This is a genomic window from Streptomyces sp. CNQ329 (assembly GCF_000482585.1).
The window spans coordinates 65341-89518 of sequence record NZ_AXVU01000007.1; the positions used below are offsets into that span (position 1 = coordinate 65341).

18 protein-coding genes are annotated in these 24178 nt (G+C 73.6%); 6 read left to right on the forward strand and 12 right to left on the reverse strand.

Translation table 11 applies throughout. The annotated features are described in order from the left end of the window. Positions 1-68: 68 nt before the first annotated feature. Positions 69-2294: an NADP-dependent isocitrate dehydrogenase gene (locus I003_RS0106535; protein ID WP_027770778.1), complete on the forward strand. Its 2226-nt coding sequence runs from the start codon at positions 69-71 to the stop codon at positions 2292-2294. 86 nt (positions 2295-2380) lie between these two features. Here I003_RS0106535 and I003_RS0106540 read toward each other — a convergent pair whose 3' ends face one another. The 11 genes from I003_RS0106540 to I003_RS0106590 form a co-directional block, all read right to left on the reverse strand. Further along, entirely contained in the window at positions 2381-3283 is a 903-nt protein-coding gene (locus I003_RS0106540) for an aldolase/citrate lyase family protein (RefSeq protein ID WP_027770779.1), read from the reverse strand. Positions 3284-3345: 62 nt separating this feature from the next. Then, positions 3346-4584, reverse strand: coding sequence for a CoA transferase (locus I003_RS0106545; RefSeq protein WP_027770780.1), 1239 nt, complete (start codon positions 4582-4584; stop codon positions 3346-3348). Positions 4585-4672: 88 nt separating this feature from the next. Beyond that, entirely contained in the window at positions 4673-5587 is a 915-nt protein-coding gene (gene rbsK / locus I003_RS0106550; protein ID WP_027770781.1) for a ribokinase, read from the reverse strand. Further along, complete coding sequence (locus tag I003_RS0106555) at positions 5584-7083, reverse strand: ADP-ribosylglycohydrolase family protein (protein ID WP_027770782.1); 1500 nt, start codon at positions 7081-7083, stop codon at positions 5584-5586. The genes rbsK and I003_RS0106555 overlap by 4 nt, the downstream gene beginning before the upstream one ends. Further along, positions 7080-8276 carry an ADP-ribosylglycohydrolase family protein gene (locus tag I003_RS0106560; RefSeq protein ID WP_027770783.1) on the reverse strand — a complete coding sequence of 399 codons (1197 nt, stop codon included), beginning with the start codon at positions 8274-8276 and terminating at the stop codon, positions 7080-7082. The genes I003_RS0106555 and I003_RS0106560 overlap by 4 nt, the downstream gene beginning before the upstream one ends. Further along, positions 8273-9676 carry an ADP-ribosylglycohydrolase family protein gene (locus I003_RS0106565; protein WP_027770784.1) on the reverse strand — a complete coding sequence of 468 codons (1404 nt, stop codon included), beginning with the start codon at positions 9674-9676 and terminating at the stop codon, positions 8273-8275. The genes I003_RS0106560 and I003_RS0106565 overlap by 4 nt, the downstream gene beginning before the upstream one ends. Next, a complete protein-coding gene (locus I003_RS0106570; protein ID WP_027770785.1) occupies positions 9673-10773 on the reverse strand; it encodes an ADP-ribosylglycohydrolase family protein in 1101 nt (366 codons plus the stop codon). The genes I003_RS0106565 and I003_RS0106570 overlap by 4 nt, the downstream gene beginning before the upstream one ends. 76 nt (positions 10774-10849) lie before the next feature. Then, complete coding sequence (locus I003_RS0106575) at positions 10850-12193, reverse strand: ABC transporter substrate-binding protein (protein ID WP_037720254.1); 1344 nt, start codon at positions 12191-12193, stop codon at positions 10850-10852. Beyond that, on the reverse strand, positions 12190-13044 hold the full coding sequence (locus tag I003_RS0106580; RefSeq protein ID WP_027770787.1) for a carbohydrate ABC transporter permease: 855 nt from the start codon (positions 13042-13044) through the stop codon (positions 12190-12192). The genes I003_RS0106575 and I003_RS0106580 overlap by 4 nt, the downstream gene beginning before the upstream one ends. Continuing rightward, on the reverse strand, positions 13044-14000 hold the full coding sequence (locus I003_RS0106585; protein WP_027770788.1) for a carbohydrate ABC transporter permease: 957 nt from the start codon (positions 13998-14000) through the stop codon (positions 13044-13046). The genes I003_RS0106580 and I003_RS0106585 overlap by 1 nt, the downstream gene beginning before the upstream one ends. Beyond that, a complete protein-coding gene (locus I003_RS0106590; RefSeq protein WP_027770789.1) occupies positions 13997-15061 on the reverse strand; it encodes a LacI family DNA-binding transcriptional regulator in 1065 nt (354 codons plus the stop codon). Before I003_RS0106590 ends, I003_RS0106585 begins: the two co-directional genes overlap by 4 nt. Positions 15062-15428: 367 nt before the next feature. On the opposite strand from I003_RS0106590, the gene I003_RS0106595 reads away from it, so the two are divergent. From I003_RS0106595 to I003_RS0106605, 3 genes are all read left to right on the forward strand, one after another. Further along, complete coding sequence (locus I003_RS0106595) at positions 15429-16994, forward strand: aminotransferase class V-fold PLP-dependent enzyme (protein ID WP_027770790.1); 1566 nt, start codon at positions 15429-15431, stop codon at positions 16992-16994. 91 nt (positions 16995-17085) lie between these two features. After that, on the forward strand, positions 17086-17580 hold the full coding sequence (locus tag I003_RS0106600) for a RidA family protein (RefSeq protein ID WP_027770791.1): 495 nt from the start codon (positions 17086-17088) through the stop codon (positions 17578-17580). Positions 17581-17632: 52 nt separating this feature from the next. Beyond that, positions 17633-18964, forward strand: a complete 1332-nt coding sequence (locus I003_RS0106605) for an amidohydrolase/deacetylase family metallohydrolase (protein ID WP_027770792.1) — start codon at positions 17633-17635, stop codon at positions 18962-18964. Between the two features lie 346 nt (positions 18965-19310). On the opposite strand, the gene I003_RS0106610 is transcribed toward I003_RS0106605, so the two are convergent. After that, complete coding sequence (locus I003_RS0106610) at positions 19311-20843, reverse strand: outer membrane protein assembly factor BamB family protein (protein ID WP_486584117.1); 1533 nt, start codon at positions 20841-20843, stop codon at positions 19311-19313. A gap of 692 nt (positions 20844-21535) precedes the next feature. On the opposite strand from I003_RS0106610, the gene I003_RS0106615 reads away from it, so the two are divergent. Further along, positions 21536-23599: a discoidin domain-containing protein gene (locus I003_RS0106615; protein ID WP_027770794.1), complete on the forward strand. Its 2064-nt coding sequence runs from the start codon at positions 21536-21538 to the stop codon at positions 23597-23599. A gap of 22 nt (positions 23600-23621) precedes the next feature. Then, a complete protein-coding gene (locus I003_RS0106620) occupies positions 23622-24161 on the forward strand; it encodes an NUDIX hydrolase family protein (protein WP_199784242.1) in 540 nt (179 codons plus the stop codon). Positions 24162-24178 lie beyond the last annotated feature (17 nt).

Sequence of the window (24178 nt, forward strand, 5' to 3'; positions counted from 1 at the left end):
CGCGGACGGCACGGGATATCTTGATATCAAGCAATCCGGCAGAGCAGCGACGCGGACTGGAGCACCCGGTGACTGAATCAGCATCGACGATCATCTACACCCACACCGACGAGGCCCCGGCCCTGGCCACGTATTCGTTCCTGCCGGTGGTCCAGGCGTACGCCGCGACCGCCGGGGTCGAGGTGGAGACCCGCGACATCTCCCTGTCCGGGCGGATCCTCGCCCAGTTCCCCGAGCGGCTGCCGGCCGACAGGCAGGTGGCCGACGCGCTCGCCGAGCTGGGGGCGCTGGCGCAGACCCCGCGGGCGAACATCATCAAGCTGCCGAACATCTCGGCGTCCATTCCGCAGCTCAAGGCCGCCATCGCCGAGCTGCGCGCGCACGGCTACGACCTGCCGGACTACCCGGACGAGCCCAAGACCGACGAGGAGCGCGACGTCCGCGCCCGCTACGACAAGGTCAAGGGCAGCGCCGTCAACCCCGTGCTGCGCGAGGGCAACTCCGACCGCCGCGCCCCCGCCTCGGTGAAGAACTACGCCCGCAACCACCCGCACCGCATGGGTGCCTGGTCTCCGGAGTCGAAGACCAACGTCGCGCACATGATCGCCGATGACTTCCGCTCCACCGAGAAGTCCGCGGTCGTCGGCCACGACGGCAGCCTGCGTATCGAGCTGGCCGGCGCGGACGGCGCGACCGAGGTGCTGCGGGAGTCGGTGCCGGTGCTCGCCGGCGAGGTGGTCGACGCCTCCGTGATGCACGTCGAGGCCCTGCGTGCGTTCCTCGGCGAGCAGGTCGCCCGGGCGAAGTCCGAAAGCGTGCTGTTCTCGCTGCACCTGAAGGCCACGATGATGAAGGTCTCGGACCCGATCGTCTTCGGGCACGCGGTACGGGCCTTCTTCCCCCGGACGTTCGCGCACCACGGCGCGACGCTGGCCGCGGCGGGCCTGACCCCGAACGACGGGCTCGGCGGCATCCTCGCCGGCCTCGACGCGCTGCCCGAGGGAGCCGAGATCAAGGCGTCGTTCGACGCCGAGCTGGCCGAGGGCCCGGAGCTGGCCATGGTCGACTCCGACCGCGGCATCACCAACCTGCACGTCCCCAGCGACGTCATCGTGGACGCCTCGATGCCCGCGATGATCCGTACCTCGGGTCACATGTGGGGCCCGGACGGCAACGAGGCCGACACCCTCGCCGTCATCCCGGACAGCAGCTACGCGGGCATCTACCAGGTCGTCATCGACGACTGCCGCGCCCACGGCGCCTTCGACCCGGCGACGATGGGCTCGGTGCCCAACGTCGGCCTGATGGCGCAGAAGGCGGAGGAGTACGGCAGCCACGACAAGACCTTCGAGGTCTCCGCGGCCGGGACCGTACGCGTCGTCGACGAGGCCGGCACCGTCCTGCTGGAACAGCCGGTCGCCGAGGGCGACATCTTCCGGATGTGCCAGACCAAGGACGCGCCGATCCGGGACTGGGTGAAGCTCGCCGTCACCCGCGCCCGCGCGACCGGCGACCCGGCGGTCTTCTGGCTGGACGAGGACCGGGCGCACGACGCACGTCTGATCGCCAAGGTGCGGGAGTACCTGCCGGAGCACGACACCGAGGGCCTGGACATCCGGATCCTCGCCCCGGCCGACGCGATGGCGCTGTCGCTGGAGCGGATCCGCCGCGGTGAGAACACCATCTCGGTCACCGGCAACGTGCTGCGCGACTACCTCACCGACCTCTTCCCCATCCTGGAGCTGGGCACCAGTGCCAAGATGCTCTCCGTCGTCCCGCTGATGAACGGCGGCGGCCTGTTCGAGACGGGCGCGGGCGGCTCCGCGCCCAAGCACGTGCAGCAGCTCGTCAAGGAGAACTACCTGCGCTGGGACAGCCTCGGCGAGTTCCTGGCGCTGGCCGTCTCCTTCGAGCACCTGGCCCAGTCGACCGACAACGCCCGCGCCCAGGTCCTCGCCGACACCCTCGACCGGGCGACGGCGACGTTCCTCAACGAGAACAAGTCGCCCACCCGCCGCGTCGGCGGCATCGACAACCGCGGCAGCCACTTCTACCTGGCGCTGTACTGGGCCCGGGAGCTGGCGGACCAGACGGCCGACGCCAAGCTCGCGGAGTCGTTCGCGCCGCTGGCGGCGACGCTCGCCGAGCGGGAGGGGCAGATCGTCGAGGAGCTGCTGGCCGTGCAGGGCAAGCCCGCCGACATCGGCGGCTACTACCAGCCGGACCCCGAGAGGGCCGCCGCGGTCATGCGGCCGTCGCACACGTTCAACGAGGCGCTGTCGACGCTGGGCTGAGTACGGCGGGGGCCCGTACCGGGCGCGCCCGCACCCGTACCGCCGTCACCGCCCCGGCCGGGCCCTCCGGCCGGGGCGGTGACGTGTCAGACGGTGCGGCGGCGGGCCAGGAGCAGGGTGCGGTGGGCTTCTGCCACCACGGCGGCGTCGACGAAGCGGCCGTCGGGAAGCGCGAGCGCGCCCGGGTCCGCCGCCGCGGCGGCGGCGATCTCCTCGGCCCGTTCGACCTCCTGCCGGGAGGGCAGGAACGCGCGCTCGATCACGGGCAGTTGCCGGGGGTGGATGGCCGTACGGCCCAGGAAGCCCAGCGCCCGGCCGGCGGCGCAGGAGCGGGCGAGTCCGTCGAGGTCGGCGACGTCCGGATACACCGACTGCGCGGGCGGGGAGAGTCCCGCGGCGCGGGCCGCGACGACGGCGCGACTGCGCGGCCAGGCCAGCCCCGCGTCGTCGGCGACGCCCAGCTCCGCCCGCAGGTCGGCCTCGCCGAGTGCGAGGCCGCGGACGGCGGGGTGCGCGGCGGCGATCTCGTAGGCGCGCTCGATGCCGAGAGCGGATTCGAGGAGCGGGTAGAGCGGCGGGACACCGCCGGTGGCGGCGTGGCCGAGGGGTGCGGCGGGTGCGCCGTCCGCGCCGGCGGATCCACCGGGCGCGAGGGCCGCGGCGCGGGCTTCGCGGGCGGCCGTCGCCACCCGCAGCACCTCCTCCCGGCCGCCGGTCTTCGGCAGCCGGAGTCCGGCCAGGCCCGGCAGCGGGGCCAGCGTGCGCAGTTCGCCGTCCGCCAGGGGCCCCGCGAGCGCGTTGATCCGCACGTGCACCGGCACCGGGCCGGGACGCGGGTCGCTCAGCAGCTCCGCGGTGGCGGCCAGCGCGTACGCCTTGCGCTGTGGCGCCACCGCGTCCTCCAGGTCGACCAGTACCACGTCCGCGCCGCTGTGCAGCGCCTTGGCCACCACCGCGGGACGGTCCCCGGGCGCGTACAGCCAGGTCAGATACGTCTCCGGCCCGGCACCGGAGGCCGGGCCGGCCGCGACCGCGGAGGCGCGCGGGGAGTTCACACCGCCCCCTCGTCCCGCAACCCGGCTATCTCCGCCCCGGTCAGCCCCAGCCGGGTCAGCACCTCGTCGGTGTCCGCGCCGTGCGGCCGGCCCGCCCAGCGGATCGCACCCGGGGTCTCGGAGAGCCGGAAGAGCACGTTCTGCATCTTCAGCGTGCCCAGCTCCTCGTCCTCGACCTCGGTGACCGAGCCCAGCGCCCGGTACTGCTCGTCGGCCATCACGTCCCGCACGTCGTACACCGGCGCCACCGCCGCCTGGGCCTTGTCGAACGCGGCCACGACCGTCGCCGCGTCATGCCGCGCTATCCATCCGCCGACCGCCTCGTCCAGTTCGGCGGCGTGCCGCGCCCGGCCCGCGCCGGTGCCGAACCAGGGCTCGTCGATCAGCTCCGGCCGCCCCACGAGCCGCATCACCCGCTCGGCGACGGACTGCGCGGAGGTGGAGACGGCGAGCCAGCGGCCGTCGGCGGTGCGGTAGGTGTTGCGCGGCGCGTTGTTGGTGGAGCGGTTGCCGGTACGGGGCTGAACGTAGCCGAGCTGGTCGTACCAGAGGGGCTGCGGGCCGAGCACGGTCAGCATCGGTTCGATGATCGCCATGTCGACGACCTGCCCGCGCCCGGTGCGCTCCCGGCCGGCGAGCGCGGTCATCACGGCGTACGCGGTGGTCAGGGCGGCGACGGAGTCCGCGAGGCCGAAAGGCGGCAGCGTCGGCGGCCCGTCCGGCTCGCCCGTGACCGCGGCGAAGCCGCTCATCGCCTCGGCGAGGGTGCCGAACCCGGGACGGCGGGCATAGGGGCCGAACTGGCCGAAGCCGGTGACCCGGGCGAGTACGAGCCGGGGGTTGGCGGCGGACAGCTCCGCCCAGCCCAGGCCCCACTTCTCCAGCGTGCCGGGGCGGAAGTTCTCGACCATCACGTCGGATCCGGCGGCCAGCCGCAGCAGCACGTCGCGCCCGCCGGGGGTCGACAGGTCGAGGGTGAGGTTCTTCTTGTTGCGGCCGAGCAGCTTCCACCACAGGCCCACGCCGTCCTTCGCGGGACCGTGGCCGCGCGAGGGGTCGGGCTTGGCGGGGTGCTCGACCTTGATGACCTCGGCGCCGAAGTCGCCGAGCATGGTCGCGGCCAGCGGGCCGGCGAAGAGCGTGGCGAGGTCCAGGACGCGCAGCCCGGCGAGCGGGGCCTGCGGCGGTGGGGAGGCGGAAGCGTCAGGAGCGGCGGAGGCGGGGGTGTCGGTCATGGTGTCGCGCCTTCCTCGGTGGTGCGTTGCGGTGCCGTGCGCGGGCCGTACGCCCGGGGCCTCGCGGGGTCTTGCGGCGGTATGCGGGTCACGGGCCCTCGGCCGCCAGCCGGTCGATCTCCGCGCGCGCCGGCATGGAGGACGACGCACCCGGGCGCTGGACGGCGAGTGCGGCGGCGGCTGCCGCCCACGCCATCGCCGCGGGCATCGGCCGGCCCTCGGCGTACGCCACGCAGAGCGCGCCGACGTAGGTGTCGCCCGCGGCGGTGGTGTCGACGGCCCGGACCGGCCGCGCCGGCACGGTGACCGGGTCCCCGTCGCGCGCGGCGTACAGGCTGCCCGCCCCGCCGAGGGTGATCACGACCTCCGGTACGCGCTCGAGCAGAGCCGCCGCGGCCTCGTGCGGGTCGGACTTGCCGGTGAGGGCGGCGGCCTCGTGCTCGTTGGGGACCAGCAGGTCGGTGGCGGCGAGCAGCCGGTCGGGCAGCGGGCGTGCCGGGGCGGGGGTGAGCACGGTGCGGCCGCCGCTCGTGCGGGCCGACTCGGCGGCGGCCACCACACCGTCCATCGGCAGCTCCAGTTGCAGCAGGAGCGTGCCGGCCGCGGCGATGCGCTCCTCGTCGCCGTCGGCCAGGGCGGTGACGGTGCCGTTGGCGCCGGGGACCACGACGATGGAGTTACCGCCGTCGTCGTCGACGACGATGTGCGCGGTGCCGCTGGCGCCCGCGGCGGTGCGCAGCCCCGCGGTGTCCACGCCGGCGTCGTCGAGGGCGGCGCGCAGCTCGCGGCCGAAGGCGTCGGCGCCGACCGCGCCGATCATCGACACCGCCCCGCCGGCGCGGGCGGCGGCGACGGCCTGGTTGGCGCCCTTTCCGCCGGGCACGGTGCGGAACTCGCGGCCGGAGACGGTCTCGCCGCGGCGCGGCGCGGTGGCGGCGTACGCCACGAGGTCCATGTTGACGCTGCCGAACACGGCGATCGTCGCCTGGGGGGTGGTCGTCATGCGGAGGGCCTCCTGGGGTCGTGCGGTGGTACGGCACCGGCGTGGGCGGCGGTGCGGGCGCGGTCTCCGCGGTCCGGGGCGGGCAGCGCGTGGGCGGCGGTGCGGGCGGCGAGTTCGTCGAAGCCGATGCCGTCCATGCCGCCCACGGTGGTCGCCAGCCGGTTGCGCAGCGGCGCCGTCCACCGCTCCGGCAGCGCCTCCGGTGCCCCGGCGAGCAGCCCGGTGACGGACCCGGCGGTGGCGCCGTTGGAGTCGGTGTCCCAGCCGCCGGAGACGACGCGGCAGACGGCACCGGTGAAGTCGCCTGCGGCGTGGGTCAGCGCGGCGGCGAGCAGCGCGGCGTTGGGGACGGCGTGCACCCAGTGCCGCCCCTCGTGCGCGGCGTGCAGGTCGTCGACGACGGTCGCGAAGCCCTCCGCGGTTCCGGTGGCTTCGGTCCGGGCCAGCTCGATGCCGTGCCGCACGGCGCGGGCCAGCCGCGAGCGGGGCGGCACGACGGCCAGTCCCGCGCGCAGCGCCTCGTTCACGTCCGCGCGGCCGCCGGCCGCCGCGGCGATGACGGCGGCGGCGAACATGGCGCCGTAGACGCCGTTGGCCGTGTGGGTGAGCACCGCGTCGCGGTGCGCGGCTTCGGCGGCGCCGGCCGGGTCGCCGGGGTGTGTCCAGCCGTGGACGTCGGCGCGGATCTGGGCGCCGATCCACTCGCGGAACGGGTTGCGGTACGCCCCGGTGTGCGGGGGCTCCACGCCGTCGAGCAGGTTGCGGTACGCGACCCGCTCGGCGGTGAACGTACGGCCCGCGGGCAGTTCGTCGAGCCAGAGGCGGCCGACGTCGGCGGTGGTGAAGGCGTGGCCGTGGCGGTCGAGGAGGAGCAGGCCGAGGAGCGGGTAGTTGAGGTCGTCGTCCTCGGGTGCGCCGTCGATGGTCTCGGCCAGGGAGGTGGCGGCACTGCGGCTGTTCCACGGGTGCGCCGCCGCGACGGCCGGGTCGAGCCCGGCGGCGGTGAACCACGTGTGCACCGGCCAGTTGCCGGTGGAGCGGGCGATGGCCCGGATACCCTCCAGAGTCACCTTCTCGACGGGCTTGCCCAGGACGCAGCCGGCCGCGCGGCCGAGCCACGCGGCGTGCAGCCGGCGGCGCAGCCCGTCGCCGTCCGTGCCCTCCGGGCCGCGCGGGGGCGCGGGCCAGCGGGGGCAGGCCGACCTGATCTCGGCCAGCTCCGTCGGCTCGATCGCCGCCAGCGGGCTCTCCAACGTGGCCAGTTCGTCGAGCAGCTCCAGCGCCAGCGCCCGCAGCCGCGGCTTCGGCGGGCCCGGCGAGGCGCCCGCGCGGTCCGGCGCCATGTGGCCGCCGGCCGCGAGCCAGCGCCGGTGCAGCGGCCCCGCGGCGCGGCCGTCCTCCGCCGCCTGCCGCAGCTCGTGGCCGACGAGGTCCTCGGGCTGCACCCAGGTCAGCCGGAGCGGGCCCCCGTGCGCACCGGCCGGCACCGCGGTCACGACGCCTCCGCCAGCGCGCCGAACACGGCCTCGTGGGCGCGGCGGCGCGCCACGTCCCGTACGAACACCTCGCGCGCGACGTCCGTCAGTGTGGCGGCGGGGGCGAGCAGGTCCAGCCGGCTGGCGCGCGCGACCTCCTCGGCCCACTCCCCCGGCACCGCCGCGGCGCCGCCCAGGGCACCGGCGATGGCGCCGCTCATGGTGGCGATCGAGTCGCAGTCGCGGCCGTAGTTGACGGCGCCGAGGACCGTGTGCCGGTAGTCGCCGCGGCCGACGAGCAGCATGCCCAGCGCCACCGGCAGCTCTTCTATGGCGTGCAGCCGTGAGGGCCGCCGGGCGCCGAGTGAGGGGTTGCGGTAGTCGGGGCCGACGGTGTCGTACGGTTCGACCGCCGCGCGCAGCGGCGCCAGCGCCTCTTCGAAGTCCCGGCAGCCGGCGGCTGCTTCGCAGACGGCCTCGATGGCGGCGCGGGTACCGTCCTTCGCCAGCGCGAGCGCCGCCTCGACCACCGACTCCGGGGTGGCGCCCGGGGAGAAGGCCGCCGCGACGCAGGCGGCGAAGACGCCGGCGGCCTCGCGCCCGTACGACGACTGGTGGGCGCCGGCGACGTCCAGCGCCTCGGCGTAGGCCGCCGCGGGGTTGCCGGCGTTGACGGCGCCGACGGGGGCCATGTACATCGCGGCGCCGCAGTTGACGATGTTGCCGACGCCCGCCTCGCGGGGGTCGACATGGCCGTAGTGCAGCCGCGCGACGATCCACTTCTCGGCGAGGAAGATCCGCTGCAGCGGCAGCGCCTCGGCCTCCAGCTCGGGGATCCAGCGTGGCGTGCCCATCAGGTCGGGCACGAGGTGGGCGGCGACGGCGTAGGAGTCGAGGTGGTCGCGGACCTTGTCGTAGACGCGGATGAGGGCGTGGGTCATGAGGGTGTCGTCGGTGACGTGGCCGTCGCCCTTGTGGTACGGGGCGATGGGCCGTGCGGTGCGCCACGCCTCACGGTGGAACGGCTCGACGATCCCGCTCACCCGGCCGCCGTAACGCTCGGCGATGGCCTCGGGGGTCCAGCCCTCGACGGGCCCGCCGAGGGCGTCGCCGACGGCGGCGCCGACGAGGCATCCGGCCGTGCGGTCGGCGAGGCCGGGACCTGCGGAGGCGGCGGGGTCGCCGGGGCCGGCGGAAGCGGTGGTGGGGGTCATGAGGCGAGGGGTCCTTCCGCGGGAGTGCTGAGCAGCTTGTCGGCCAACTGCCGGGCGAGGTCGACGAGGTCGGCGCCGGCGAAGTGGGGCAGGGCGCAGCCGGAGAGGATCCGGCAGGCGTCCCGCCAGGTGGCGGGGAGTCCGGCGGCGCCGCCGAGCGCCCCGGTGAGGGCGCCGGCCAGGGCCGGCGCGGAGTCGGCCACGCGCGACAGGCACGCGGCGGCGGGTACGGCCTCGGAGATCGCGCCCGCCGCGGCGGTGGCGACGGCGAGAGCGACGGGCACGGTCTCGGCGGCGGCGATGCCGTAGCTGTAGACGTGGTCGACGATCTCGTGCTCCAGCACGGGCACGAGCGCGAAGGCGTTGCCCGGCAGCCCGGGGCGGGTGGCGACGGCGGTGCGGCCGAGCTGCACGGCGCGTTCGGCGTTGCGCAGGATCTCGGTGCCGGCCGGGAGCTGGGCGAGGGCGGCGTCCACGCAGGCGTCGACGGGCCGGCCGCCGAGCGCCGCGGCGATCGCGGCGGCGGTGGCGCGGGCGCCGTGCACGCCGTCGCCGTCCTGGGTGTAGCGGGCGTCGAACTCGGCGAGGTCGGCGGCCCGTTCCGGGTCGCCCGGGTGGACGGCGGCGAGCACGGCGGCCCGCACGCACGCGGCGTCGTCGAAGTAGTGCGGGTTGTCGTGACCGGTGGCGGGCGGGCGCAGGCCGGCGGCGAGGTTGCCGAGCCCGGCCCGTACGGAGATACGGGCGCGCAGCGGGATCTGGGCCGACTCGATCTCGTCCGCGCGCTCGGCGGCGACGGCGACTTCGTCGGCCAGCGCGCTCCAGGCCAGGGTGAGCGCGGAGCGGACGCGCCGGTCGGAGGTGAGGTCGGTGTGCAGGCCGCTGCCGGCGGAGAGCACGGCGTACGCGGTGAACGCGGCCCACTCCGCGTCGTCCGACGGGCCCAGCCGCAGCGGCTCGGGCGGCTGGTTGAGCGCGATGGGCACCGGCAGGGTGGTGGTGGCGTTCTGCTCGGCGAAGGTGTCCAGCTCGCGGGTGAGCCGGCGGGTCCACTCGGGCATCCGCGCGGCGCGGTGCCGGCCGGCGGGCCAGCCGGCGGCGTCGCCGGCGGCGATGCCGAGGAGCAGCCCTTCCACCCGCCGCAGGTCGCCGCCCGCCTCGGTGAAGCCGGCGGCACCGACGGGCCGTCCGCCGGCGGGGGGCGTGTCCGGCGACGCGGGCCGCTCCGTGCGCGGCGCGGCGACGACGGGGCGCCGCGCGCCGTCGTCGGGGCTCGCGGGCGCATCCGCGGGTCCGCTCGTACGGGCCGCGCCCCCGGCGGCGCCGTCGGGCGCGCCCGACGGCGCACGCGCCGCACCCGGCTCCGGGGCGGGGCGGGACCTGGGCAGGGGGGCGCTCATGAGGCGGCCTCCTCGTCTGCGGGGGCGAGCCGGTCGGCGATGTCGAGCACGTGGTGGCCCGCCATCGACGGCAGGCACGTGCCCCGTACGGGCTGGATGGCCGCGGCCCAGGCGGCGGGGACGGCGGACTCGCCGCACAGCGCGCCCGCCAGGGCGCCGGCGACGGCGGCGGTGGTGTCGGCGTCGCGTCCCATGTTGACGGCGGTCAGGACGGAGTCCGCGAAGTCGCCGCGGGCGGCGGCGAAGGCGCCGAGCGCGAGCCCGACGGCCTCCGGCGCCAGGTCCGACCACGGGTAGCCGCCGATGACGACCGAGGAGCGCACGGCACGCTCGACGCTCAGCGGCGTGGCGCCGGGGGCGCGGCGCGCGCGGCGGCCGGCGGAGACCGCGCGCTGCAGGGACCGCGAGGTCCAGGAGTCCTCGGGGATGACGGACAGGGCGGCCTGCACGACGACGTCCGGGGAGTCGCCGGCCATCGCGGCGGCCACACCGGCGGCGACGGCCTGGCCGCCGTAGATGCCCTCGCCCTCGTGGCTGACGGTGCCGTCGATGGCCACGAGCCGCGCGGCCTCGGCCGGGCGGCCCGCGGCGAAGACGCCGAACGGCGCGGCGCGCATGGCGAGCCCGTCGCTCCAGGCGTGCCGGTGCTGCGCGGTGATCGGTGCGGCCAGGCCGCGGCGCAGGTTCTCCAGGGTCCCGCGTTCGCTGAACCCGGCACCCCGGAACGGGCCTTCGTCGAGGTCGGCGATCCGCTCGTGCCATGCGGACTCCACGTGCGCCAGACTCAGCCGCGCGCCGTGCTCGGCGAGCAGCAGCCCGGAGAAGATGGCGTACTCGGTGTCGTCGGTGCCCGCCGGGGAGGCGGCCACGAAGTCCTCGATACGGCCCCAGCGCTCGCGGATCTGCGAGGGCTTCATGTTCTCGACCGGCGCGCCGAGGGCGTCGCCGACCGCGAGGCCGAGCATGGCGCCGCGGGCCCGGTCACGAGCGGTCGGGGCGGCCTGCCCGGGGCCGCGGCCCACGGTGCGCAGGCGGACGGGGGCGGGGTGGACGGGGGCCGGCCGGCCGGACGGTCCGGGTCCGGCTTCTGCGCTCATCGTGCGGTGCTCATCGTGCGGTTCGTGCTCTTTCCTCGTGCGCCTTGCGGTGTGCGTCGTGCGTCCGCTCGTGCCGTCATCTCTGGTAGCGGTCGAGTACGCGGTTGCCGTCGTCGACCAGCGATGCGCGCAGCTCGTCCAGGTCGGTGTCGCCGTTGAAGTACCGCTGGAACGCCGGGGTGGCGATCTTGTCCGACCACTCGCGGTACCCCCTCACCCCGAGCACCGGCGCGGGCCGCAGCGAGCGGGCCACCTCCACACCCGTACGCCATCCGTATGTGTCGGTGTTCAGCGCCGGATCCTTGAGCGCCTCCGCGCCGGTGGGCAGCATCCAGTCGCCCGCGGCCAGCTCGGCCATGTGCTCCGGGCGGGTCATGAAGGCGATGAAGTCGGCCGCCGCCTGCCGGTGGTCGCTGTCCTCCGCCACCGAGAGCGTCTGCGGGCTGACGCCCTGCGCGAGCCCGTCCGCCGGGCCGTCGCCGGCGGGCATCGGCAGCACCGACCAGCCGAAGTCGTCCGGCGCCTGCTGGGTGACGAGCTGGCGGTACGAGAAGTTCAGCGGCACCATCGCGTACCGCCCGGCGAAGAAGCCGGGCAGGGTGTCGGAGCCGGACATGCCGAGGCTGCTGCGGGGGGCGGTGTGGTCCTCGTTGACCTGGCGGTCGATGGTCTCGGCGACGGCGGAGTCCTTCGGCCCGTAGCGGACGCGGTTCTTCGGGCCGTCGTCGGTCTGCTCGCGGGAGAACAGCCCGCCGCCGGTGGACAGCGAGAGGTTCACCGACTGGCTGACGGGCTCCTTCATGCCCCAGGCAACGCCGTACCGGTCGGTCTCGCCGTCGCCGTCGGTGTCGGCGGTCAGCTTCCCGGCCACGTCCTCGAACTCCCGCCAGGTCCACGGGTCGGCCGCCGTCGGCACCCGGACCCCGGATTCGCGGAGCAGGGCGGTGTTGGCGAACATCATCCGCGGCTCCTGGAGGAACGGGACGCCGTAGATGCCGCCGTTCATGGTCGTGGTCCGCCACGACTGCTCCGGGATGTCGGAGCGCAGTGACGCGGGCAGCAGGTCGGTGAGGTCGGCCAGGTAGCCGCCGTAGGCGAAGTCGGTGAGGTCGTCGGCGGCGTCGTGGATGATGTCGGGCGCCTCGCCGCCCTCGAAGGAGGTCAGCAACTGGTCGTGCACGGTGTCCCAGATTCCCTGCACATAGCGGACCTGAACCTCGGGGTGCGCCTCGTTCCACTCCTCGACGAGACGCTTGTTGGCCGCTACGGACTCCTCCTGCCAGGCGAGGCTGAGGTAGTCGAGGGTCACGGTGCCGTCGCCGGAGCCGCCGTCGCCGCTGCAGCCGGCGAGCAGCACCAGGCTCAGGGCGGCGGCGCCGGCCGCGGTGGCGGCGTGGCGGATGCGTCGTACGCGCCTCATCCCTTCACCGCCCCGGCGAGCATCCCGCTGACCAGGCGGCGCTGCAGCAGCGCGAAGAACAGCAGGCTGGGAACGGTGGCGAGGGTCGCGGCGGCGGCGAGCGGGCCGAGGTCCACGACGCCCTCGGCCCCCAGGAACTGGGTGAGGATGACCGACATCGTCTGATTCTCCGGGGACTTGAGCAGCACGAGGGCGAAGAAGAACTCGTTCCAGGCGGTGACGAAGGAGAACATCAGCGTCGCCACCAGGCCGGGGGTGAGCAGCGGGAGAACCACGCTCACGATGGTGCGCAGCCGGCTCGCGCCGTCCACGGCCGCGGCCTCCTCCAGGGAGACGGGCACCGCCTTGACGTAGCCCTGGAGCATCCAGAGCGAGAAGGGCAGGTTCCACACGACGTAGACGAGGATCAGCCCGGCCAGCGAGTCGATCATCCGCGCTTCCTTGAGGAGCATGAACAGCGGGATGATGATGAGCACGAACGGGAACATCTGGCTGACCAGGATCCAGCCGGTGGCCGCCGTGGTGACCTTCGAGCGGTGGCGGACCATCGCGTACGCGGCGGGCACGGCGACGGCGACCGCGATGAGGGCGGCACTGCCTGCGACGAGGAGGCTGTTGGCGGCGGACCGCAGCAGCGGCTGGGCGTCGAAGGCGGCGCGGAAGTTCTCCAGGGTGGGGTCCTGGGGGATCCAGGTGGGGTCGATCTTCCCCAGCTCCTGCGGCGACTTGAAGGCCGTGGAGATCAGCCAGACCAGCGGGAAGGCAAGGAAGACCAGGTAGGCCAGCAGGGCGAGATACTGCCCGGTGCGGCCGGCGGCGCGCTTGGTGCGCAGGCTCGTGAGGCTGCTCATCAGCTTGCCTCCTCCTTCAGTCGCTTGCGCAGGAACAGGGTGAGGAACACCGCGATGACCGCGATCATCGCCAGCCCCATGGCGGCGGCGTAGCCGTACTGGCCGTAGGCGAAAGCCTCCTCGTAGGCGAAGAGCATCGGCAGCCGGGTCTCGCCGCCCGGACCGCCCTGGGTGAGCACGAAGACCAGGCTGAACGAGTTGAAGTTCCAGATGAAGTTGAGCGCGGTGATCGCGATGACCACCGGTTTGATCGCGGGCCAGGTCACGGCCGTGAAGCGGCGCCAGACACCGGCGCCGTCGAGGGCCGCCGCCTCCTTCAGCTCGTACGGCACGTTCTGCAGCCCGGCGAGCAGCACGACCGTGGTCTGCGGCATGCCGGCCCACACGCCCACGGCGATGACCGCGGGCAGGGCCAGGGACAGGCTGGTGAGCCAGTCGACGTTCCCGTCGATGAGGTGGAGCCGGCTCAGCGTCTCGTTGAGGATGCCGGCGTCCTGGTGGTAGACCAGCCGCCACATGATGCCGACGACGACCTCGGGCATCGCCCAGGGGACGAGCGCGAGGGTGCGCGCGAACCAGCGGAAGCGCAGGTCCTGGTTGAGCAGCAGGGCCAGGCCCAGCGCGAGGACGAACTGCAGGGCGGTCACGCAGACCGCCCAGATGAGCCCGATGCGGAACGAGTCCCAGAACAGGGTGTCGTGCCGCAGGTCGGCGAGGTTCGCCAGGCCGACGAACTCGGTGGGTTCGGTGCGGCCGGCCTGCGCGTCGGTGAACGCCAGCGACGCGCCGTACAGCAGCGGGCCGACGCTCAGCACCACGATGGGTATGAGCGCGGGCAGCAGCAGGAACCATGCGCCGCCGTCGAGGCCGAGCGCGGCCTTGCGGGCGCGCGGCGTGCGCGGTGGCGGGGTCCCGCGGCCGGCGGCCTTCGGTGGGGGTGGTGCGGCAACGCTCATGCGGACTTCGCGCCTTCCTGCTCGTCGGAGCCCGCGGGCGCGGCGCCCGGGGAGGTGGATCCGCGCACGACGAGCCGCGGCGCGGCGGTCGTGCGGCGGGCGGGGACCGTGTCGCCGGCGCCCGGTCCGAGCCGTTCGAGGAGCATCCGGGCGGCGCGCCGGCCGCGTTCGCCGGCGCCGAGGTCGACGCTGGTCAGCGGCGGCCAGGCGGCGACGGCCAGATCGCTGTCGTCCATACCGGCGACGGCGGTGTCCTCGGGTATGCGCCGGCCCCGGGCGTGCAGTGCCTGGACGGCACCGAGGGCGAGCTGGTCGTTGGCGCAGAACACGGCGTCCAGCTCGGGGTGGGCCTCCAGCAGCCGGGCGGTGGCGCGCGCGCCCGCGCCGACGCCGAAGTCGGTGGCGGTGACCAGGTCCGGGTCGTAGGGGACGCCGCAGGCGGCGAGCGCGGCGCGGTAGCCGCGGCCCCGGTTGCCGCCGGGCACGGTGTCGACGGGCCCGTTGACGAAGGCGATGCGGCGGCGGCCGGTCCCGACGAGGTGGCGTACGGCCAGTTCGGCGCCGGTGACGGAGTCGGCCTGCACGGCGTCGACGGGGACGTCGTCGGGCAGGGAGCCGATGACGACGACGGGCCCGGGGGCGGCGGTCAGCGCCTCGATGTGCTCGGGGGTGATGCGGATGGGCACCAGGACGAGGCCGTCGCTGGTGCGGTCGGCGAGGCTGCGTACGACCCCGAGTTCGTCGGCGACGTCGGCGTCGGTGGAGTGCAGCAGCAGGCGGTAGCCGACGGCCTTCGCGACGGCCTGGATCTCGCGGACCATGGCGACGTAGACGGGGTTGCCGATGTCCGGGACGGCGAAGGTCAACTGGCGGGTGTGGCCGTCCTTCAGGGAGCGGGCCACGGCGTTGGGCACGTAGCCCAGTTCGCTGGCGGCGCGGCGGACCCGGTCCACGGTCTCCGGGCGGGCACCCAGTCCGTTGAGGACGCGGGAGACGGAGGCGATGGACACCCCGGCGCGTTCGGCGATCGAGACGATCGTGGGTGGCCCCCCGGTGGACATCGCACTCGCCCCTTTGCGTTGCGTACGCGGCCGGCCCGAAGAGGCGTTCCTGTAAAGGTTTACAGCCGCTGGAAACGTTTACGTATGGTGCTAGCGCGCCGCCCGGCCGTCAATGGCCGGATACCTGTGATCTGCGTCTCGCCGCGGCGGCGCCGGCGGCGCGATCTCCCCGGGCCGGCAACGCGCGGGGCCGTCCGCCGGCCCGGCCACCGAGGCGGGGGCTGACTGGGGAGGATCCGGGTTCCGAATAGCCGCATCGGAAAGAGGGCCTTAACGCCGACTCACGATCTTTCTAACGTCTACGGCACCACAACTTACGAGGTGACAGGGGGCCGGTATGCCTGCTGAGGCACTTTCTCGTCGCACCATGCTCGGAAGAGGGGCGGCGGCCGGGGGAGCACTTGCGCTGGGTCCGCTGCTGGCGGGTGAGGCGTTGGCCGCCACGCCCGGGGCACCGTCCGCGGCGAACCCGGGCCAGAGCCGTCCCAAGGACGTCTACGGCCGCATCGGGGTCCGCCCGCTGATCAACGCACGGGGAACGTACACCGTGCTCAGCGGTTCGCTGATGCTGCCCGAGGTGCGCGCCGCGATCGACGCGGCGGCGCAGCAGTACGTACAGCTCGACGAGTTGGCCGACGCCGTCGGCCGCCGTATCGGCGAGCTCACCCAGACGGAGTTCGGGCTGGTCAGTGCCGGATGTTCGGCGGGTCTGACGCACGCGGCGGCGGCCTGTACCGCCGGCGGCAACCCGGATCTGCACGTCAACATCCCGGACCTGACCGGGTTTCAGAAGACCGAGGCGATCATCCCGCGGCACTCGCGGAACGTCTACGAGGCCGCGATCAGCGCGGTGGGCCTCAAGGTCGTCCAGGTCGAGACGAAGGAGGAACTGGAGGCCGCCATCGGCCCGCAGACCGCGCTGGTCTACGTCATGGCCGGTCCGCGCGTGGACGACAGCGAGCTGGACACCGAGACGATCGCGTCGGTGACCAAGCCCGCCGGGGTCCCGCTGCTGGTCGACGCGGCCGCGGAGATCCTCACCATCCCCAATGTGCACATCGAGCGCGGCGCCGACCTCGTCGGCTACAGCGGCGGCAAGTGCATGCGCGGCCCGCAGTCGGCCGGTCTCATCCTGGGCCGTGAGGACCTCGTACGGGCCGCGTGGGTGCACAGCGCCCCGCACCACGGCTACGCGCGCGGTTTCAAGGTCGGCAAGGAAGAGGCCATGGGCATGCTCGCGGCCGTCGAGATGTGGGTCCAGCGCGACCACGACGCCGAGTACGCCGAGTGGACGAGCTGGCTCAAGCAGATCTCCCGCCGCGTGTCGTCGGTGAGCGGGGTGACCACCGAGATCACCCAGCCCGAGGGGCTGTCGAACAAGACGCCTTCGCTGCGCATCCTGTGGAGCGCGAAGCGCATGGAGGTCACCGGCACCACCATCATGAACGCGATGTGGGACGGCGAGCCGCGCATCGCGCTCAACGCCGCCGGCGGCTCCGACCCGGACCAGACCGGTGTCTCCATCACGCCGTACATGATGGAGCCCAAGGACTGGCGCACCATCGCCGACGAACTCGTCCGGATGCTCAAGGACCCGCCGCCCGCGCCGGAGTCGCCCAGGCCGCCCACCGTGGACGTGGCCGGCACCTGGTCCGTGGAGATCACGTACGCCGCGGGCACGTCGAGCGCGCACAAGCTCGAACTGGCCCAGGACGGCGCGAAGGTCACCGGCACGCACACCGGTGAGTTCGTCAGCCGCCCGGCCTCCGGCAGCGTCAGCGCCGACCAGGTCACGGTGCGCAGCAGCTACGGCGAGGAGCACGGCGACTCGCTGAGCTACACCTTCACCGGCACCGTCGACGGCGACAAGATCAGCGGCGAACTCGACATGGGCGAGTACCTGAAGGGCTCCTGGACCGCGACCCGGTCCTGACGGCCGGCGCGCGCCGGCCCGCCAGCCGCGGCCGGCGCGCGCGGCCCACCTCCACATGTCATGCACCGAACATTCATCGAGGAGTAAACGCATGTCCTCCAACCGCAGGGACTTCATCCGCAAAGCGGCCCCGGTGGCCGCGGTGGCCGCCGTGCCGGTGGTCGCGGGCGGCCAGGCAGTGGCCAGCGACGGCGAGCAGCGCAAGGGCCACGGTCGGCCACCGCGCAAGGAGGTCCACTACCCCGACGGCGGCGAGCCGCCGGAGAACCCGCTGTTCAGCCCGATCGTGACCTACGGCAACATGGTCTTCATCTCGGGTATCGGCGCGCACTTCGAGGGCGACATCCGCTCCCACACCGACCACGTGCTCAACGAGGTCGAGCGCTACCTGGAGTCGGTCGGCTCCTCCATGGAGAAGGTCCTCAAGGTCAACGTCTACCTCAACACCCTCGACGACTACGACGGGATGAACGAGGTCTTCCTCGGCCGCTGGGGCAAGGAGCCGGGCGTCCGCACCACCATCGCCGCCGCCGCCGGCATCCCCGGCGACTCCCTGGTCGAGATCGACTGCATCGCCGTCATCTGACGATCCGTAGCGCACGCCACCACCTGACACAGAGATGGGGAATCGAGCCGGCATGCACGTGAGATCGCGAATTTCCTGGACTGTACTCCCCGCGGCGCTGACCCTCGTCCTGGGCGCCTCCACCGTCGGCGCCACGGCGCCCTCGGACGCCAAGGCCGAGGGGAAGGACGACAAGGGCGCCGCGTACGACCTCGTCATCCGGCGGGGCCACGTCATCGACCCGAAGAACGACATCGACGGCGTCCGTGACATCGCCGTCAAGGACGGCAAGATCGCCGAGGTGGCGCGGAGCATCGACGCCTCGGGGGCGGAGAAGACCGTCGACGCCCGCGGCAACTACGTCACACCCGGTCTGATCGACATGCACGCGCACATGTTCCCGGGGCCGAAGCAGGACTACGCCAACGGCTGGCACGGCGTGGCGCCCGACGGCTTCACGCTCCGGGCGGGCGTCACCACGGCGGTGGACACCGGCTCCTCGGGCGCGAGCAACTTCGACCAGTTCAAGACGGAGGTCATCGACAAGTCCCAGACAAGGGTGCTGTCGTTCCTCAACATCGTCGGCAAGGGCATGGCCGGCCACCCGTACGAGCAGGACCTCGCGGACATGAAGCCCGGGCCCGCGGCCGAGGTGGCCAAGGCCAACCCGGAGACCATCGTCGGCATCAAGACAGCGCACTTCAACGGCCCCGAGTGGGACCCGGTGGAGAACTCCGTCGCGGCGGCCGAGGAAGCCGGCCTGCCGGTCATGGTCGACTTCGGCGCGAACACCCCGGAGCGTCCGCTGTCGCAGTTGCTCACCGAGAAGCTGCGCCCCGGCGACGTCTACTCGCACATGTTCTCCGGGCTCCGCGGTGAGCTGGGCGCGGACGGCAAGCTCAACCCGGCTATGCAGCAGGGCCGTGACCGCGGCGTCCTCTTCGAGGTCGGCCACGGCGGCGGCAGCTTCTCCTGGGACGTGGCCGTTCCGGGGATGAAGGAGGGCTTCACGCCCGACGTCATCTCCACCGACCTGCACATCTCCAGCATGAACAGCGGCATGAAGGACCTGTCCAACGTCATGTCGAAGTTCCTGACGCTCGGCATGCCGCTGGAGGACGTCGTCGAGGCGTCCACCTGGACCCCGGCCCAGACCATCCAGCGGCCCGACCTCGGCAACCTGTCGGTCGGGGCGCCCGCGGACATCTCGGTCTTCACCCTGGAGCGCGGCAAGTTCGGCTACACCGACAGCTTCGGCTGGCGGATCGACGGCAAGGAGAAGCTGGTCGCCGAGACCACCGTCCGCGCCGGCGAGGTCGTCTGGGACCTCAACGGCAAGGCGGCGGCCGAGTGGTACCCGGGTGCCAACCCGCCGGAGAACGTTTCCGGAGACTCCGAGCACTGACCGCACCACGCACCATCCCTCCCGCCCCGGAGGGCGTCCCGGCCGGCCCAAGCCGGGACGCTCTCCGGGGCTCCGCGTTTCCCGGCCCGCCGGCAGCCCAGGCGGACACCGCGGGGCGCGAGGCTGCTGCCGCCGGGGAGGTGCCGGTCGTCCGGGCGAACCTGCAGCACGCGGTACGTCCCGCCGACGCCGCCCAGAGGGCCGACCTCGACGACTTCGTCACCCGGCTCACCGCCGCCGACGCCCGTACGTACGCCGTCAGGCGCACACGGCCGGCGGCGGGAGCTACGCCTCCGCCGCCGGGGTCACGGCGGGCACGCCGTAGCCGAAGGCCGGGCCCGCGGGGTCAGGCGGTGCCGCGGAAGGCGCGCAGCACCGCCTCGCCCTCGGCGTCCTCCGCGACGACGAAGACGTTGCTGCCGTCCCAGGCGTACGTGACCGTGGACGGCGAGCCCATCAACTGGTCCTTGGCCGCCAGCGCGCCGACGACCTCGGTCTCGCCGCTGCGCACGTCGTACTCGGTCAGGTCCAGGTGGAAGCCCTCCTCGGGCTTCACAGCGGCGATCAGGCGGCCGTCGGTGTCGTCGTAGCCGATCATCTGGAGCAAGGTTTTCTTCGGCGTCTTCCACAGCAGCTCGCCGGACTTCAGGTCCACGGCGGCGAAGTGGGCGTTGTCCCGGTACTCGGCGACGAGTACCCCGTCCTCGGTGACGAAGGTGGTGTGCTCCTGGAACTGCAGCTCCGCGAGGTCACCGGTGAGCGGGACGAGCTCGCCCTTCTTGCCGTCGTCGGTGAAGGACTGCACGAACCTGTTCTCGTCGTCGTCCTGGAGCAGCACGGTCAGCGGGTGCTCGCCCAGGATGCGCACGGCGTCGAGCTCGACTCCGGGGAACCGCCACGGATCGTCTCCACCTCGGGTGTCGAGAACGGTGAGCTGGTTGCGCGGGGAAACGTCGGTGCACTCACTGCTGCCGACGGCGAACTCGTCGCCCAGGACGAGGGAGGAGTCGCATTCCCGGCCGCGTGAGGTGAAGTCCAGCCCCGGGCCGCCGCCCTTCGCGTTCCAGTTGTTGACGTAGGTGCCGATGTTGGTGCTGATGGTGGAGTCGTTGACCCTCAGCACGGGGTTGGTGGTGCCGTACTCGTCGGCGAGGTTCTGAGACCACAGCACGGTGCCGGTGTCGACCTCGATGGCGGCGAGGAACGCGCAGTCGTCGCCACCGGCGTCGAAGGCGACGGCGCCGATGCCGCCGGGGCTGATGGAGCGGGACATGGCGCACAGCTCGCCGGCGTGCTTCGGCGGCTTCACCTTCCACTTCTCCTTGCCGGAGCGGAGGTCGTAGGCGCGCATGCCGCCGTCCTTGTCCCCGTAGACGACGTGGTCACCGGCCGGCCACATGCCGGGCAGACTGCTGGAGTCGCCGCTGGCGACGTGGGTTCCCCCCAGCCTGGTCGACCACCGCTGTTCCAGCGTGTTCCCGGGCAGTTCGTCCTGTGCGCTGCCACCGCTGCTGCTGCCGCCCTCGTCGGAGAGGAGGACGACCGCGACGCCGCCGCCGAGCACGGCGAGGACGACGAGCACGGAGAGCAGGATGGCGACGGTCTTGCCGCCGCCGGCCCCGGGCGGGGGCGGCGGCGGGTACGCGTGCGGCGCCGGGGCGGCCGGTCCCGGCTGCGGCATCCCGTGCACGGGCTTCGGCAGGTGCTGCTGCGGCGGCCCGTAGGGTCCGCCGGCCTGCTGCTGCGGCGGAACCGGCGGCGGTCCCGCCGGCGGGGGCCCCGGCGGCGGTGCCGGCGTGCCGGGCGGCACGCCGGGGCCGTTCTGCGGCGGTGGCCCGAAGCCGCCCGACTGCCCGTTCTGCCCGTACTCGTCAGCCATGCTGTATCCCCCCGGCCCTCTGCCGCCCGTGTCCCCCGCGGTTCGGCGCCCCATCGTAGAGGCTTCCCTGGCGGCGTACACACGGGACCCGGAAGCCCGGATCGGGGCCAACGGCCGGGTCCGGCGGACGAGTTCGTACCGCCCGTGACCGGCCGAGGACCCGCGGCACCGCCGGGGGCACACCGCCGGAGTCACCCACTGACGGCGCCGGGGTACGCGGTGGAGATCCGGCCGACGAGGCCGCCGGGCGACGGACCGCGGGTGCCGCCGAGCCGGGAGCGCGATGGTCGTCCGATGCCGCAGCTCCAGGTCCGTGCGGTCGGCTTGCGGTCCTGCGGCGACCCCGGGCCCTCTCGGGTCCGGACCGCTGTCGAGCATGTCCTGCCGATCCGCGCGGACCGGCTGTCCGGGACAGCCCGTACGGCGCCGGAGGACGGGGACCGAACGTGCCCGCGCTCTGGCGGGCCGACCGCGATCCGCGGCCCGGCCGCATACCGGCCCGCGCCGCCGCGGCACCCGGGGCCCACCTCCCCAGCCCGCGGCGGCGCGGCTCCACCCCGGGCGCGCCGGAGCGCGTACGCGGCGGGAAAGCGCTCCCCCGTGTCTTGACGGGGTCTCCATCCGCCGCGATCCTCTGGTTACTCAGTCGTAGAAAAGTTCCTCACCTTTCGCGCCACCGGAGGCGGGACCCCATGACCCGACGACCGCACCTGCGCAAGGCCGGCATGATCACCCTCGTCACGGTCCTCTTCGCCGCCCTGACGGCGCTCGGCACCGGGCCGGGCACCGCCGCCGCGGCGAACGACTGGTGGGATCCCGTCGCGCGGCCCGCCCCGGACTCCGGGGTGAACGTCACCGGGGAGCCGTTCCGCGGCACCGGCGCCGACGGCGACGTGCGCGGCTTCGTGGACGCGCACAACCACGTGATGTCCAACGAGGGCTTCGGCGGCCGGATCATCTGCGGCGAGCCGTTCTCCCCGCAGGGCGTCGCCGAGGCGCTCAAGGACTGCCCCGAGCACTACCCCGACGGCGCGCTCGCCCTCTTCGAGAACGTCACCGGCGGCGCCGACGGCCACCACGACCCGGTCGGCTGGCCGACGTTCGGGCACTGGCCGGCCCACGACTCGCTCAGCCACCAGCAGAACTACTACGCCTGGCTGGAGCGCGCCTGGCGCGGCGGGCAGCGGGTCCTGGTGCAGGACCTGGTCACCAACGGCCTGCTCTGCTCCCTCTACCCGGCCAAGGACCGCGGCTGCGACGAGATGGACTCCCTCAGGCTGCAGGCCGAGAAGACCTACCAGATGCAGGACTACGTCGACGCCATGTACGGCGGTCCCGGACGCGGCTGGTTCCGTATCGTCACCGACGCCGAGCAGGCACGCGCCGTGGTCGCCGAGGGCAAGCTCGCCGTGGTGCTGGGCGTGGAGACCTCCGAGCCGTTCGGCTGCAAGCAGGTGCTGGGCATCGCGCAGTGCGACAAGGGCGACATCGACCGCGGGCTGGACGAGCTGTACGGCATGGGTGTGCGCAGCATGTTCCTGTGCCACAAGTTCGACAACGCCCTGTGCGGCGTGCGCTTCGACTCGGGCACGATCGGCGCGGCGGTCAACATCGGGCAGTTCCTGTCCACCGGCACGTTCTGGACCACGGAGAAGTGCACCGGCCGTCAGCAGGACAACCCCATCGGGCTGGCCGAGGCGCCCGCCGAGATGACCGAGCTGCTGCCCCCGGGCACATCCGTGCCGTCGTACGACCAGGAGGCCCGGTGCAACACCCGCGGGCTGAGCGGACTCGGCGAGTACGCGGTGCGCGGGATGATGGAACGCAACATGATGCTGGAGCTGGACCACATGAGCGTCAAGGCCGCCGGCCGGACGCTGGACATCCTGGAGTCGGAGTCGTACCCGGGCGTCCTCTCCAGCCACAGCTGGATGGACCTGGACTGGACCGAGCGGCTCTACCGCCTCGGCGGCTTCTCCGCGCAGTACATGAACGCCGCCGAGGACTTCGTGGAGCAGGGCCGGCGCGGCGCGGAACTGCGCGACAAGTACGGCGCCGGGTACGGCTACGGCACCGACATGAACGGCGTCGGCGGCTGGCCGGCGCCCCGCGGCAACGACGCCCCGGACAAGGTCACCTACCCGTTCCGCAGCGCCGACGGCGGCTCGGTCCTCGACCGGCAGGTCACCGGCGAGCGCACCTGGGACTTCAACACCGACGGCGGTGCGCACGCGGGCCTCGTCCCCGACTGGATCGAGCAGATGCGGCTGCACGGCGGCGGCGACGTGGTCGAGGACCTGATGGCCGGCGCCGAGTCCTACCTGACGACCTGGGGCGCCACCCAGAGCCACGAGAAGCCTGCGAACCTCGCCGCCGGCGCCGGCGCCACCGCCAGCTCCACCGAGTTCAGCCTGCTGACGAGCTACGCCCCCGGCCGCGCCGTGGACGGCGACCGCGCTACCCGCTGGGCCAGCGACTGGAGCGACGACCAGTGGCTGCGGCTCGACCTCGGCGAGCCCCGCACGGTCGGCCGCGTCACGCTGGACTGGGAGCGGGCGTACGCGAAGTCCTACCGCGTCGAGGTCTCCGCGGACGGCGACGCCTGGCGCACGGTGTGGGCGACGGAGGGCGGCGACGGCGGGCTCGACACCGCGGTGTTCGAGGCCACCGAGGCGCGCTATGTCCGTATCGCCGGAGTACAACGGGGCACGTCCTACGGGTATTCGCTCTACGAGGTCGGCGTCCACACCGGCTGAGTGTTCGGCGTAAGATCGGCCAATGGCTGACTTGACCGAAACCACACCCGGATGGCTGGCTCCCGAGGAGCTGGAGTCGGCGCGCGCACGGATGCCGGTCCTCTACGTCGACGCGGTGCCCGTCCGCGTCGACGACCGGGGCGAGGTCACGCATGTCGGTCTGCTGCTGCGGATCGGCGCGGACGGCGCGGTGAGCCGGGCGCTGGTCTCCGGCCGGGTGCTGCACCACGAGCGGGTCAGGGACGCCCTGCTGCGGCATCTGGAGAAGGACCTCGGGCCGGTGGCGCTGCCCCGGGTGCCGTCGTCGCCGCAGCCTTTCACGATCGCCGAGTACTTCCCCACGCAGGGAATCACGCCGTACCACGATCCGCGGCAGCACGCGGTGTCGCTGGCGTACGTCGTGCCGGTGGCGGGAGACTGCCGGCCGCGGCAGGACGCGCTGGACTTCGTCTGGTTCACGCCGCAGGAGGCGGCTTCCCCGGTGGTGCAGCAGGAGATGCACGGCGGCCAGGGCCACCTGCTCAAGCAGGCGCTCGCGCACGTGGGGTACGTCTCTTCCTGAGCCCACGGGGCCGCCGT